Here is a 12,816-nt window from a genome sequence, read left to right as displayed (position 1 = left end):
AGCTATTCTCGAAACGTTTCGACGGAGACTCCGAGATCCTCGAAGTCGGTACCGTCGGCTGTTAGAACCGGCTCGTCGACGATCTGACCCACTGCCGCGACCGTTGCATCGATCATATCTGCGCCAGTCGTTCCGTTGGTTTCTCTCTCGGCCCGTGCGTAGAGACGCCCCGCTCTCCTCGCGATCGGTTCGTCCAGTTCGGTGATCGAATACATCCGGCTGAGATTCCGAATCTTCCGTCGCTCGTCTTCGTCGAGTTGCCATTCTGCACCGTACTCCAGTTCCGCTAGAACTGTCGCTGGAATCCGTTGGACGACTTGTCTCTCCTGGAGTTCCTCGGCTTTCTCGTGAGCTCCCGGAACACCGCTGAATAGATCGATCAGATAGTTCGTATCAAGGATCATTGCCCATCCGCGACCTGACGTCGCTCGTGCTCGACACGTCGGCCTCCTCGATCTTGGCTTTCATTCGCTCTCCGTCCTCGCGGGAGATGATGCCCGAGACTACGTCCGGGTCCGGCGCTGGTGCCCCGGTGAGACGGACCAACGCCTCCCGCATCGTCTCGTCTTTGCGCTTCTCCGCTCGGATCCATTCGTGAAACCAGTCGTCGACCCGGATCGTCTTCCCCATGTGTATCGCGATACACACTGAACTGGTTTCAGTGTTTCCCGCCGGGACGTCCGATCTATCGCACTCCCCGAACTAGCGGGAGCCCTCGTCTGCCGACGTATCGCCTTCGTCGCCGTCCGGCCATCCCACTTCTTCCCTGACGAGGTCGACCGCGTTCTCGACGGCGCCGACGCTGGAGAGGTAGCCCGCGCCGACCGAGGTTTTCAGCGCTTTCGCGGCGCGGCCGGTCACCACCGTGGGGCCGACCTGCGCGACGGCGCCGTCGCCGACGCTGACGAGCCAGCCCACCGAGTCGAAGCGGTAGCCGTCGAGTCGCGGTTCGAACCCGCCGTCCCCCGCCCGCTCGTGTTCGACGAGGCGGCTGATGTTGTCCGCCGCGACGCGGGCCTCGCGGATAGCCGCCTGGGCGCTCGCGGGGACGGCCTCGCCGTCGGTGTCGACCACGCGCGCGGCGTCGCCGACGACGAACGTGCCGTCCTCGCAGCGGAGCGTGTTGCGGACGACCGGTCGCTCGCCGTCGAGCGCGTCCGGCCCGCGGATCCCGCCCGTCCAGACGAACTGGTCGTAGGCCATCGCCGCGCCGTCGGCGAAGGTGATCCCGTCGTCGTCCGCGCTCGCGACGCGTCGGTCGGTCTCGACGCGCACGCCGCGGGTTTCGAGTTCGCCCGCGACCGCTCGCTGGAAGTTCTCGGGGAACCGCGGCGCCACGCTGGCTTCCCGTTCGAGAAGGACCACTTCGGTCGATGCGCCGACGCCCTCGTCGTCCGCGAGCGCGGCGAGTTCGCCCGCGACCTGAACACCCGAGAGGCCGGCGCCGCCGACGACGACCCGAGGGGGATCGTCGGGGCCGACAGATTCGACGGCGTCGAAGAAATCCGCACGAACGCGCTCGGCGTCGGCGATCCGCTTGAGCGGCGTTCCGTGGGCCTCGACGCCGGGGAGGTCGTAGTAGTTGGTCTCGGCACCGAGACAGACCGCGCCCACGTCGTAATCGAGACGCGACCGGTCGCTCCCGTCGTCGAGCGTCGCCACCCCGGCCGCCGTGTCGACGTCGATGACGGTCGCCTCGCGGACGGTCGCCCGGTCGAGCACGTCGTCGAGGTCGACGACGATTTCCTCGGCGAGGTCCGGACGACGCACGACGCGGTGGAGTTCGTGCTGGACGAGGTGCGCGGCGTCCTCGTCGACGACGATCAGGTCGACTTCCTCGGGGAGTGCCGATTCGAGTTCGCGGGCGAGAGTCAGGCCGGCGTATCCGGCGCCGAAGACGGCGACGCGCATGGCGGACCTGCGGCCGCAATCGAGAAAAGCCCACTGACGGCTCCCGTCGCGGTCGGCCACCGACGCGGTCGCGATGGCGTCCGCTCGCCACGGTGTCGGCGCGACTGCCCCAGCTCAGGGCCGCTACTCGATCAGGCGGGCGCGGACGCACTCCCACCGGGGCAGGGCGGTGAGGCGCTCGTACTTCTCCGGGTCGACTTCGCGATAGGCGGGGTCGGGCGTCGGTTCGAGGAATCGCTCGATCGTGAACCCGGCCTCCGCCAGCGGGTTGAGGTGCGCAGCTAGCGGTCGCCGATAGTTGCGCGGCTGCATCGCTCCCCAGTCCTGGGTGAGCTGCTCCGTCTCGAAGTACGCCTCGGCGTCGTCGGGACCGTTCCAGCCGGAGACGGGGTTGCCGGTCGAGAAGACGAACTGCCCGTCGGAGCGCAGCACGCGGGCGAATTCGGCGAATACCGGCCGCCAGTCTGGGATGTGTTCGAGCACGAGCTGGCTGACCACCAGGTCCACGGATCCGTCGTCGAGGAACGACATCGGCTCGGTGAGGTCCGCGTGGTGGACCTCCACCGGGTCGTCCGCGTACCGCTCGCGGACTCGCTCGACCGCCGGCTCCGTGGCGTCGACGGCGACCACCTCCGCGCCTCCCTCGACGAAATACTCGGTGTAATCGCCGATGCCACAGCCGGCTTCGAGCAGTCGTAGACCGTCGAGGTCAGGCAGCAGCGACCGCGTCGCCGGCCATTCGAGGTGGCGCCGATGCGGTTCGTCGCTCCAGTCGGGGTTCTCCTCGGCCATGATCTCGTAGGCCTCCCGCGTCGGCTCGTCGATCGGCATGCGACGTCCTACCACGCGAGATGTGATAACGATATCTGACAGGAACGACCGTGCGGGAGTCCCACGGTCCTGGGATTCCCGGTTGGTTTCAAATACGGCCCCCGAGAACTTTCAGATATGTACCAGACGATCCTCGTCCCGACCGACGGCAGCACACACGCCGAACGGGCGGCCCACCACGCGGTGGCGCTCGCCGACGCGTTCGACGCGACCGTCCGCGTGCTCGGCGTCGCCGACGTGGAACGAGCGGCCGGACCGTTCAACGCCGGCGGCGTCGACAGGGAGTTCGTCGAGCGGATCGTGGCCGAGAGCCGGGCAGCCGTCGAGGAGACCGCCGAGCTGGCCGAGGGCGTCTCCGTCGAGACGGACGTCGTCCGCGGCGATCCGGCGAAGGCGATCCTCGACTACGCCGACGACCACGCCGTCGACGCTGTCGCCATGGGAACGCGCGGGCGCCGCGGGCTCGCTCGGCTCCTCGCCGGGAGCGTCACGCAACACGTCCTCCGCCACGCGACGGTCCCCGTGCTCACCGCGCGGAACACCGACGCCGACCCCGTGACCGACTACGACGACGTGCTGGTTCCGACCGACGGCAGCACGGCGGCCGAGGCCGCCGTCGACGACGCACTGGCCATCGCAGAGGCGTTCGACGCGACGGTGCACGCGTTCCACGTCGTCGACATCAGCGCAGCGACGGCCGGCTCGGGACTCGAACCGCCCACGGCCCAGATCGATCGCATGACCGAAGCCGGCGAGGCGGCGACCGAAGCGATCGCCGAACGGGTCCGCGACGCGGGCATCGAGGCGGTCACCGCGGTCGAACACGGGTTCCCGTCGACGGAACTGCTCGACTACATCGACGAGGCGTCGATAGACCTCGTCGCGATGGGCACTCACGGCCGGACCGGTCTGGACAGGGTGCTCCTGGGGAGCACGACCGAACGCCTCGTCCGTCGGTCTCCCGTGCCCGTGCTGGCCGCTCGTCCCGACGCCGACCGACCGGCGGAGTGACTCTGACGGCCTGTCATTGAAACGGCCGGGCGCCCAATCGAGTGTATGTACGAGTCCATCCTCGTGCCGACGGACGGCAGCGACACGGCCGAACTGGCCGCCGACCACGCGCTGGCGCTGGCCGACGCCTTCGACGCGACTGTCCACGTCCTCGGCGTCGTCGACGTCGAGGGTGAAGCGGGCCCGTTCGACGTGGGCGGGGTCGACGACGAGTTCGTCGGTCGGCTGGAAGCCGACGCCGAAGCGGCGGTCGATTCGGTCGTCGACGCGGTTGGTGACCGGCCGGTCGAGACCGCCGTCGTCGACGGCGACCCCGCTGACGCCATCGTGGACTACGCCGCCGAGGAGGGCGTCGACCTCGTCGCGATGGGGACCCACGGCCGGACGGGCCTCGACCGGGTCGTGACCGGTAGCACCAGCGCCCAAGTCGTCCGCGAGTCGCCGGTTCCGGTGGTGACCGTCCGGGACGTCGACGGCTCGCTGTCCACCGAGTACGACGACGTGTTGATTCCGACCGACGGCAGCCCCGCGGCCGAGGTGGCCGTCGACCACGGGATCGCCGTCGCGGACGCGTTCGACGCGACCGTCCACGCGGTCTACGTCATCGACACGATGGCCCTGGCCGGCGGCGCCGACACCACGATGGCCGGCGGGGGTGGCGGCGTCGCGACCGGCGACCTCCTGGAACCGCTCGTCTCCAGCGGCGAGGACGCGACGGAGGGGATCGCCGAACGGGCGCACGACGCGGGCCTCGACGCGACCACCCAGGTCGTCGAAGGGTCGCCCGGATCGGCCCTGGTCGAGTACGTCGACACGGAGTCGATCGACTTCGTGACGATGGGCACCCACGGGCGAACGGGCCTGGACCGCGTCCTCCTCGGCAGCACGACCGAGCGCATGATGCGCCACGCGAGCGCCCCCGTGCTGTCCGTCCGCCACGAGAACCCGGAGTGAGCGCGCCCGGTACCCGGCAGATCAGAACAGCGCTTCGCTCTCGTCGAGGATCTGTGCGGGGCCGCCGACTTCCCAGACGCGGGTGTCGACGCCGCAGTCGGCGACGACCTCCTCGACGCGGTCGACGTGCTCGGCGGTCGTGTTGACGTAGGTGCTGGCGCCGGTGTCGACGGAGAAGTAGACGGGGACGCCCTCCTCGCGGAGCTCGCGGACGGCGTTGAAAATCTCGATGGTGCGCGGTTGCCAGTACACCCAGCCGGCGGGGCCGGTCATCGTCGTCGCGGCGAGCGACAGGGAGTCGTGTTCCGCGCGCTCGAAGGCCGCGTCGAAGTCGCCCGCGCGGAGTTCCCCACGCATCTTCGCGATCTGGCCGTGGATGTGGGCCATCCGCCCCTCGAACATGTGGCTCTCGGCGGCCTCCGCGTGGGCGGAGTCGGTCTCCTTGTAACTCGGGACCATCCCCGCGACGATACGGACGTCGTCCTCCAGTTCGTCGGCCACGTCGATGCGTTCGGAGCGGCAGTCCACGTCGTCCGCGCCGGTGCGCAGGTGCGAGTACGCGCCCGTGACCGCGCGGGCTGCCGAGGCGGACCCGCGGCGAGCGATCGCCGAGACCTCGGGCCGCGAGAGGTCCAGCCCCGCGGCCTCGGTCAGCGCCATCGCCGCCGCTGCGAATCCGGACGCTGACGAGCCGAAGCCGATGTTCGTCGGGAATGAGTTCTCGGAGACGAAGCGGACGCGGTGGTCGATGCCGGCGCGGTCGCGGACCTCGTCGACGACTTTACGGATGCGGGCAGCACCGCTCCCCTCGACGTGATCGCCGTCGACGACGTACTCGTCCTCGTCGCGGTCGGGGTCGAACTCCGCGGTGGTCTTCGTGTGGCTCGGCGCGGTGCAGAGACTGATCGAGTCGTGGTACGGGAGTCGCAGTTCCTCGTCGCGCATCCCGTGATATTTCACGAGTCCCTGGATCGGGTGGGCCTTCGCGGTCGCCTTCATACCCGCAACTCCGCGGGTCTCCACTTTGCTGTTGTGGCTCCGGTCCGTCGGACGGCGTTCCGTGGTTCCCGAATGCGTCGCAGCCGTTGTTCCTCTTGCGTGAAGATTATCTGTGGTGCGCGGCGAACTCTCGCTCATGGAGATCGATCTCGACAGCTTCAGTGCTCGCGACTGGGAGGAGCCGACGGACGCAGATCCGATCCGGTTCGCCATGGTCGGACTCGGGTGGTGGACGCGGGAGCTATCAATCCCCGCCGTCGAAGGCGCCGATCACTGCACGACGACGGTTCTGGTCAGTTCGAGTACGGAGAAGGCCGAGGACGTCGCGGCCGACATGGAGGGGATCGAGGGAACGCTCACCTACGACGAGTACGCCGACGGCGCGGCGACCGACGCCTACGACGCGGTGTACGTCTGCACGCCCAACGGACTCCACCGCGACAACGTCGAATCCGCGGCCGCGCACGACAAGGCCGTCCTCTGCGAGAAGCCCCTGGAGGCGACCGTCGAGGACGCACAGGCGACCGTCGACGCCTGCCGGGAGGCGGACGTGCCGCTGATGGTCGCCTACCGGCTCCAGACCGAACCGGTGGCACGCCGCGCCCGAGAACTGATTCAGGACGGCGCCATCGGCGACGTCGTCTCGATAACCGGGCACATGTCGGACAACATCCTCGACGCCGTCGACGAGACGAGCTGGCGGTTCGATCCTGACCTTTCCGGCGGGACGACGCTCAACGACATCGGGATCTACCCGCTGAACACGATCCGGTTCATCCTGGGGGAGGACCCGCAGGCGGTGTACGCCCGTGCGGAGTCCGAGCAGCCGGCCTACGAGGGCACCGACGAGCACGGGGCGTTCCAGCTGGAGTTCCCCGACGGGAAGCTCGCCTCGTGTACGGTCACCCACAGCGCGTCACTGGCTTCGAGCCTCCGGTTCGTCGGCACCGAGGGCGAACTGAGCATCGAGGGGCTGTTCTTCCCGAACACCCGGAAGGTGCTCCGGGTCTCCGGACCGGGCATCGAGGGCGAGTACCGGCCGGAACCGGTCGACCAGATGCGCGAGGAGTTCGACTACTTCGCCAACCGTCTCCAGCGCGGGCTCGACCCCGAACCCGACGGCGAACACGGCATGGTCGACATGCGCGTCATCCGCGCCTTCTACGAATCCGCCGAAGAGGGGCGACGCGTCGAACTCGACCTGTGAGCGGAAAAGCGGTGACGGACTACTGAACGGATCACTGCGCATCCGGCGCCGAAGGCGCCGGTTCCTCCGAGCGCGAACGAAGTGAGCGCTCGGCCTTTTTCACCCATGTCTTTGGCTCGGGGGTTCCCGCAGCGCGCCGCAGGCGCGCGAGGAAACCCCCGAGCGAAAAAGATGGGCAGACGATCTGATAGCCGCCGTCGACGTAGAGGAGGTGGCCGTTGACGTACGAGGCGTCGTCGGAGGCGAGGAAGAGGTACGCGCCGGCGACCTCGTCGGGGGTCGCCATCCGGCCCATGGGAACGGTCGGCTCGATATCCTGGTCGCGCAGGTCCGGCAGGTCGGTGTCGTCGAGCAGGAAGCCGTCGCCGAGTCCCTCGTCGACGTCGGGGTTGCCCTGGCCGAAGGTGGTGCGGATGATCCCCGGCGCGACGGCGTTGACGCGGATGTCGTGGCGCGCGAGTTCGAGCGCGGCGACGCGGGTGATCATCATGACCGCGCCCTTCGAGGCGTCGTACATCGTGTGGCCGAGCTGGGCGTACTCGGAGCTGATAGAGGTCGTGTTGACGATGGACCCGGGCTCGTCGCGGTCGAGCATGTCGCGCGCGGCGGCGCGACAGCCGGCGAAGACGCCGCGGACGTTGATGGCCATCACCTGGTCGAACTCGTCGGCGTCGGTCTCGGTGAGCGCGGCGTCGCGGTAGATGCCGGCGTTGTTGACCATCACGTCGACGCCGTCTCAGAACTCGCGGGCGCCCTCGCGGTCGATGCCGGAGGTCCCGCCCGTCACGATGACTGTCTCGTCCGAGAAATCGTAGTTCGCAGTTCCCAGACGTCGATTCGTGGTACCGACCCCTTTGTAGCTTTCCGCTCCGGATCCCCCGGATCTATGTGGCTGGCCGCGGACGAGTCGGTATGACCCGATCAGGTGAGGGACGCGTGCTGTACGCGCCTCCAGCGGACGCACCGGGCGCGGGAGCCATGTACCCCCGCGTCGAGCGGTTACTGCACGACGACGCCGACGGGGAGGTCCTGCTCGCGACGTTCGAGCACTACGCGAGCGCGGATCCCGACTGCGCCGACCCGTTCGCCGACGAACTGGACGACACGACCGTGGTCCCGGAAGACCAGCCCTACTTCCCGATCTACCGGAGTGCCGACGGCGGCGAGACGTGGGAACCGTTCTCGGCGATCCGCGACACCGAGAACGGCTGGGGCCTGCGCTACCAGCCGGTCCTGTTCGAACTGCCCGAGGCCGTCGGGCCGTGGGAGGCGGGCACGGTGCTGGCCGCCGGGAACTCGATCCCCGACGACCGCTCGCAGACCAAAATCGACGTGTACGCCAGCGAGGACGGCGGCCACTCGTGGTCCTACGTCAGCACGGTCGCCGAGGGCGGCCGCGCCGCTCCCCAGGCCGAGGAGACGCCGGTGTGGGAGCCGGAGTTCGCGCTCGACGCCGACCGCGAACTCGTCTGCTACTTCGCCGACGAACGCCACGACGGCGAGGGATACAACCAGCTCGTCGGCCACCGGCGGTCGCTCGACGGGGGACAGACGTGGGAGGACGAGGTGTTCGACGCGGTCGTCCCCAACGGCGAGGACCGGCCGGGGATGCCCGTCGTCACGCGACTCCCGGACGGCCGCTACGTGTTGACGTTCGAGGTCGTCGGCCCGACGTACGAGGGCGGCGTCTTCGTCAAGACCTCGCCGGACGGACTGGACTGGGGGGACCCCGAGGACCTCGGGTCACCGGTCGAGACCGTCGAGGGCCACCAGCTCACGAACGGGCCGTACGTCACGTGGGTACCCGATATTGGGTCCGAAGGGGCCGACGAAGCGGACCGTGCGGACGGCGCGGTCGTGGCGTCCGCGAAGACGCTGCGGACCGGCGACGGCGAACAGGCGCCCGGCAGCGGGCGGACGCTCCTCGCGACGACCGACTTCGAGGACTTCGACGACTGGGAACCGGTCACCGCGCCGCTGGCCTTCGACGACGAGTTCGACGCTGGCCACGGAACAGTCGCCTGGACGACGCCGCTACTCCCGTCGGCCGACGGCGAGGAACTGCTCCAGATGACCTCGACGCACGTCGCCGATGGGCGCTGTGAGATCCGCTACGCGTCCGCGCCGCTCGATCTGCCCTGAGAGGCGAAGCGCTACCGCTGCTTGCGACCTACTCGTCTTTCCACTTGATCGAACAGCCGCGGCTCGGCTGGAACTCGTCTTCGATATCCTCGCCGGCGAGCAGGCGGTCGACGATGTCTTTCATCTCCCGCTCGGTCGGTTCGTCGTCGGGATTGAGCGCGTCGTCCAGCCGACCGTGGTAGACGAGACGGAACTCGCCGTCGGCCTCCTCGAAGAGGAACGGGTCGGGCGTACACGTCGCGCCGTAGGAGGCGGCGACCTCCTGGCTCTCGTCGCGCAGGTAGGCGTCGTACTGGACCTCCCCGCGCTCGACGTACTCCTGCATCTTCTCGACGGAGTCTTCTGGGTACTCCTCGGCGTCGTTGGGGTTGATCCCGACGACGGCGACGTCGTCATACTCGTCGGCGAGCGCGTTCAGCTCGTCGAACTTCGCCTGGGCGTACGGGCAGTGGTTGCACGTAAATACGAGCAGCAGCGCCTCGTTGTCGGCGAAGTCGTCGAGCGCGTGGGTCTCCCCGTCGACGCCGGGTAGTTTGAAGGCCGGTGCGGCGTCGCCGCGGTCGAGCGCGTCCTCCTCGGAGTCGAGTGCGACCATGACGGGCGGTGCTACGCAGGGCTGAAGAATGACGTTTTGGGTGGAACGGCCCCTCTCCCGACCGGCCTCCGGCCGATGCCGGCATCACCCTTAGGGGCGTGACGGCCCTTGGCTCCGCATGGTCGACGACCACCGAACCAACGCGGTCAAGGACCGAGTCGAGGCCGGCGAAGTCGCGCTGGGCGTCCTCGACAACACGTACAGCCCGACGCTCGTGGAATTCTACGGGGAACTCGGCGTCGACTTCGTCTGGATCGACCTCGAACACGGCGGCCCCAGTCCGTGGGACGCGAGCGCGCTCGAGGAACTGCTCCGTGCCGCAGAGGGGACGGGCACGGAGATCCTCGCCCGGGTCCCGACCACCGAGCCCGCGCTCGTCAGGAAGACGCTGGACGCCGGTGTCAGGAACGTCTTCCTCTCGCGCGTGCAGGACGCCGAGGAAGTCGAACGGGCGGCGCGGGCGGCCCGCTTCGAGTACGACGGCGAACCGGGGGACCGCGGCATGGCGAGCCCGCGAGCGCGTCGCTGGGGCCTGGCCGAGGACTACGTCGCCACGGAGGACGAGGAGGTGTTCTTCGGCGTGACCGTCGAGAACCGAGAGGCAGTCGACGCCATCGACGATATCGTCGCCGTCCCGGAACTCGACTTCGTCTTCGCCGGTCCGCTCGACCTCTCGGTGTCGCTCGGCCACCCCGGCGAACTCGACCACGACGAGGTCCGCGAGGGAATCGAGCGGATTCGCTCGACGGCCGTGGACGCCGACGTCGCGCTGGGCGGCCTCGGTTTCGGGATGGACGACGTCAACGAGAAGGCCGAGAACGGCTACCAGATCCTCCACGTCGGGAGCACGACGGGGGCGCTCAAGCCCGCGGTCACCGGCTGGCTCGACGGGTTCGAGGGGGCGCGGTCGACCGAGTAGCGACGGTCGCGGCTGGGCGGCACGGGTGCGGCCCGAGAGCGGAGGGGACTGGACCTGCCGATCAGTCCGTCTGTGATCGATAGGCGTCTTCGAACGCGGCGGCGGCCGCCAGGAGGTCCGAGTCGGGGACCACGCGATACCGCGGTTCGCCCTCGTCGTCGGACGGCGCGACCTCGGTTTCGAGCACGCCGCGGTCGACGAACGCCGCGATAAGGTCGTTCAGGTACAGCGTCTTCAGCGGGACGCCCGAGCGCTCGGCGAGTTCCGAGCGGGTGTAGGCGTCGTCCGCGTCGAGGTCGACCAGGGTCCCGAACAGTTTCGCGGCCCCGTCGCTGTCGGCGACGAAGGCCCAGGCGCCGGCGTCGTCCCCCGCGTCGTCAGAGGGGTCGGTGTCGAGCATACTGACGGCCTATGTGAGACGTGCGGATAAAGCCGCCCGTCGCGGCAGCGTACGCGGCCGTCGGTTCGGAGCGTGCCACCCGATACCGGGATGGAGAAACCCTTTTGTTCGCAGTGGGCCGGTAGATAGGTATGAGCGACCGCGAGGAGATACTGGCGTTGCTCCGCGAGAACGCGCGGTACTCGACCGAGGACCTGGCCCGACAGACCGACCTCACCGAGAGCGAGGTGGAGGCGGTCGTCGAGGACCTGGAGAGCGACGGCGTGATCAAGGGCTACCAGGCCGTCGTCGACTGGGACAAGGTCGAACCCGAGCGCGTCCGCGCGGCCGTCGAGCTGAACGTGACCCTCGACCGCGAGACGGGCTACGACGACATCGCCGAGCGCCTCGCGAAGTTCCCCGAAGTGCAGGGGCTGCGGCTGGTGAGCGGCGACTTCGACTTCGCCATGGAGGTCGAGGGCGACTCGATGAGCGAAGTGTCCCGGTTCATCAGCGAGAAGGTCGCGCCCGTTCCCGAGATCACCCAGACGGTGACCCACTACATCATGGAGAGCTACAAGGAGCGCGGCGTCGAGTTCGGGGACGGCCACGACGACGACCGCCTGTCGATCTCGCCATGACGTTCGACCCGACCGACCGCGTCGCCTCGGTGCCACCCTCCGGCATCCGCAGGTTCTTCGAACTCGCAGAGGAGTACGACGACATCATCTCGCTCGGCGTCGGCGAACCCGACTTCGCCCCGCCGTGGGCGGCCCGCGACGCCGCGATCGCCTCGCTGGAGCGCGGGCAGACGTCGTATACGGCCAACCGGGGCATGTCGTCCCTGCGCGACCGGATCGCCGTCGACGCCCGCGAGCGCTACGGGCTGGAGTACGACCCCGACGAGGAGATCCTCGTCACCTCGGGCGCGAGCGAGGCCGTCGACCTGGCGTTCCGCGCCTTCCTCGACCACGGCGATTCGGTCGCCATCGCCCAGCCGTGTTACGTCTCGTACGTGCCCGGCGCGCGCTTCGCGGGCGCCGACGTGATCGACGTGCCGACCCGGGCCGCCGACGAGTTCAAACTCACCCGCGAGGTGCTGGAATCCTCCGGCGCCGCCGAGGTTGATGCACTCGTGATGTGCTATCCGAACAATCCGACCGGCGCGACGATGACTCGCGAGGAACTGGAGCCGGTCGCCGAGTTCGCCCGCGAGCACGACCTCCTCGTCTTCTCGGACGAGATCTACTCGGAGCTCAGCTACGAGCACGACCACGCCTCCATCGCGACGTTGCCGGGCATGCGCGAACGCACGGTCGTCTTCAACGGCTTCTCGAAGGCCTACGCGATGACGGGCTTGCGGCTCGGCTACGCGCTCGCGCCGCCCGAGGCGATCGAGGCGATGAACCGGATCCACCAGTACACGATGCTGTCGGCGCCGACGACGGCCCAGCACGCCGCCGTCGAGGCCCTGGACAGTTGCGACGACGACGTTCGCGAGATGCGCGCCCAGTACGACCGGCGGCGGAACTTCGTCCTCTCGCGGTTCGAGGAGATGGGGATCGACTGCTTCCCGGCCGCAGGCGCGTTCTACGCCTTCCCCGAGTGCCCCTGGGACGACGGAGACGCCTTCGCCGAAGCGCTCCTCGAAGCGGAGCGGGTCGCCGTGGTTCCGGGGAACGTCTTCGGCGCCGGCGGCGAGGGCCACCTCCGCGTCTCCTACGCGACGGGCCTCGGCGATCTCAAGGAAGCGATGGCCCGGATCGAATCGTTTATCAGTTGACAACATTCACCGTCACCGAACCATTCTCTGGTAGTAGGGAGTCCCTACCGCCGCTTAGCCGGTAATTGGTGGAATTATCGACAGC

The 12,816-nt window shown here is 68.7% G+C and carries 14 protein-coding genes and 1 pseudogene; 7 read left to right on the top strand and 8 right to left on the bottom strand.

The window, feature by feature from the left end; all coding sequences use genetic code 11:
* Positions 1–2 precede the first annotated feature (2 nt).
* The 4 genes from ACMGFH_RS02315 to ACMGFH_RS02300 form a co-directional block, all read right to left on the bottom strand.
* The gene (locus ACMGFH_RS02315; protein ID WP_415381159.1) at positions 3–404 is read right to left on the bottom strand and encodes a PIN domain-containing protein; all 402 of its coding nucleotides are present in this window, start codon (positions 402–404) and stop codon (positions 3–5) included.
* Positions 394–630 carry a hypothetical protein gene (locus ACMGFH_RS02310; RefSeq protein WP_415381158.1) on the bottom strand — a complete coding sequence of 79 codons (237 nt, stop codon included), beginning with the start codon at positions 628–630 and terminating at the stop codon, positions 394–396. The genes ACMGFH_RS02315 and ACMGFH_RS02310 overlap by 11 nt, the downstream gene beginning before the upstream one ends.
* Positions 631–702: 72 nt before the next feature.
* Entirely contained in the window at positions 703–1,911 is a 1,209-nt protein-coding gene (locus ACMGFH_RS02305; protein ID WP_415381157.1) for an NAD(P)/FAD-dependent oxidoreductase, read from the bottom strand.
* Between the two features lie 123 nt (positions 1,912–2,034).
* Positions 2,035–2,742 (bottom strand): class I SAM-dependent methyltransferase, encoded by a 708-nt coding sequence (locus ACMGFH_RS02300; RefSeq protein ID WP_415381156.1) that lies wholly within the window; start codon positions 2,740–2,742, stop codon positions 2,035–2,037.
* Between the two features lie 117 nt (positions 2,743–2,859).
* Between ACMGFH_RS02300 and ACMGFH_RS02295 the strand changes: the two genes are divergently transcribed.
* Complete coding sequence (locus ACMGFH_RS02295; RefSeq protein WP_415381155.1) at positions 2,860–3,753, top strand: universal stress protein; 894 nt, start codon at positions 2,860–2,862, stop codon at positions 3,751–3,753.
* 45 nt (positions 3,754–3,798) lie between these two features.
* Positions 3,799–4,707, top strand: a complete 909-nt coding sequence (locus ACMGFH_RS02290; protein WP_415381154.1) for a universal stress protein — start codon at positions 3,799–3,801, stop codon at positions 4,705–4,707.
* A gap of 21 nt (positions 4,708–4,728) precedes the next feature.
* On the opposite strand, the gene mvaD is transcribed toward ACMGFH_RS02290, so the two are convergent.
* The gene (gene mvaD, locus ACMGFH_RS02285; RefSeq protein WP_415381153.1) at positions 4,729–5,706 is read right to left on the bottom strand and encodes a phosphomevalonate decarboxylase MvaD; all 978 of its coding nucleotides are present in this window, start codon (positions 5,704–5,706) and stop codon (positions 4,729–4,731) included.
* Positions 5,707–5,842: 136 nt separating this feature from the next.
* Between mvaD and gfo6 the strand changes: the two genes are divergently transcribed.
* Positions 5,843–6,913, top strand: a complete 1,071-nt coding sequence (gene gfo6 / locus ACMGFH_RS02280; protein ID WP_415381152.1) for a D-xylose 1-dehydrogenase Gfo6 — start codon at positions 5,843–5,845, stop codon at positions 6,911–6,913.
* A gap of 178 nt (positions 6,914–7,091) precedes the next feature.
* Here gfo6 and ACMGFH_RS02275 read toward each other — a convergent pair.
* A pseudogene (locus ACMGFH_RS02275) lies at positions 7,092–7,742 on the bottom strand (SDR family NAD(P)-dependent oxidoreductase); the annotation flags it as partial.
* Between the two features lie 83 nt (positions 7,743–7,825).
* On the opposite strand from ACMGFH_RS02275, the gene ACMGFH_RS02270 reads away from it, so the two are divergent.
* Positions 7,826–9,055, top strand: coding sequence for a sialidase family protein (locus tag ACMGFH_RS02270; RefSeq protein ID WP_415381151.1), 1,230 nt, complete (start codon positions 7,826–7,828; stop codon positions 9,053–9,055).
* A gap of 28 nt (positions 9,056–9,083) precedes the next feature.
* Here ACMGFH_RS02270 and ACMGFH_RS02265 read toward each other — a convergent pair whose 3' ends face one another.
* Positions 9,084–9,650, bottom strand: coding sequence for a thioredoxin family protein (locus ACMGFH_RS02265; RefSeq protein ID WP_415381150.1), 567 nt, complete (start codon positions 9,648–9,650; stop codon positions 9,084–9,086).
* Positions 9,651–9,768: 118 nt separating this feature from the next.
* On the opposite strand from ACMGFH_RS02265, the gene ACMGFH_RS02260 reads away from it, so the two are divergent.
* On the top strand, positions 9,769–10,569 hold the full coding sequence (locus ACMGFH_RS02260; protein ID WP_415381149.1) for an HpcH/HpaI aldolase family protein: 801 nt from the start codon (positions 9,769–9,771) through the stop codon (positions 10,567–10,569).
* Positions 10,570–10,630: 61 nt separating this feature from the next.
* Here ACMGFH_RS02260 and ACMGFH_RS02255 read toward each other — a convergent pair whose 3' ends face one another.
* Positions 10,631–10,969, bottom strand: coding sequence for a hypothetical protein (locus tag ACMGFH_RS02255; RefSeq protein WP_415381148.1), 339 nt, complete (start codon positions 10,967–10,969; stop codon positions 10,631–10,633).
* Between the two features lie 131 nt (positions 10,970–11,100).
* Here ACMGFH_RS02255 and ACMGFH_RS02250 point away from each other — a divergent pair, with 131 nt between their 5' ends.
* Together ACMGFH_RS02250 and ACMGFH_RS02245 are read left to right on the top strand one after the other, a co-directional pair.
* Complete coding sequence (locus ACMGFH_RS02250) at positions 11,101–11,589, top strand: Lrp/AsnC family transcriptional regulator (protein WP_415381147.1); 489 nt, start codon at positions 11,101–11,103, stop codon at positions 11,587–11,589.
* Entirely contained in the window at positions 11,586–12,731 is a 1,146-nt protein-coding gene (locus ACMGFH_RS02245) for a pyridoxal phosphate-dependent aminotransferase (RefSeq protein WP_415381146.1), read from the top strand. The genes ACMGFH_RS02250 and ACMGFH_RS02245 overlap by 4 nt, the downstream gene beginning before the upstream one ends.
* The last annotated feature ends 85 nt before the right edge of the window (positions 12,732–12,816 follow it).

The sequence above is a fragment of the Halosimplex rarum genome (assembly GCF_047715405.1).
In the GTDB taxonomy this organism is placed as follows: domain Archaea; phylum Halobacteriota; class Halobacteria; order Halobacteriales; family Haloarculaceae; genus Halosimplex; species Halosimplex rarum.
Note: the sequence above shows the minus strand (reverse complement) of the source record. Positions and strands in the feature narration are given on the sequence as shown.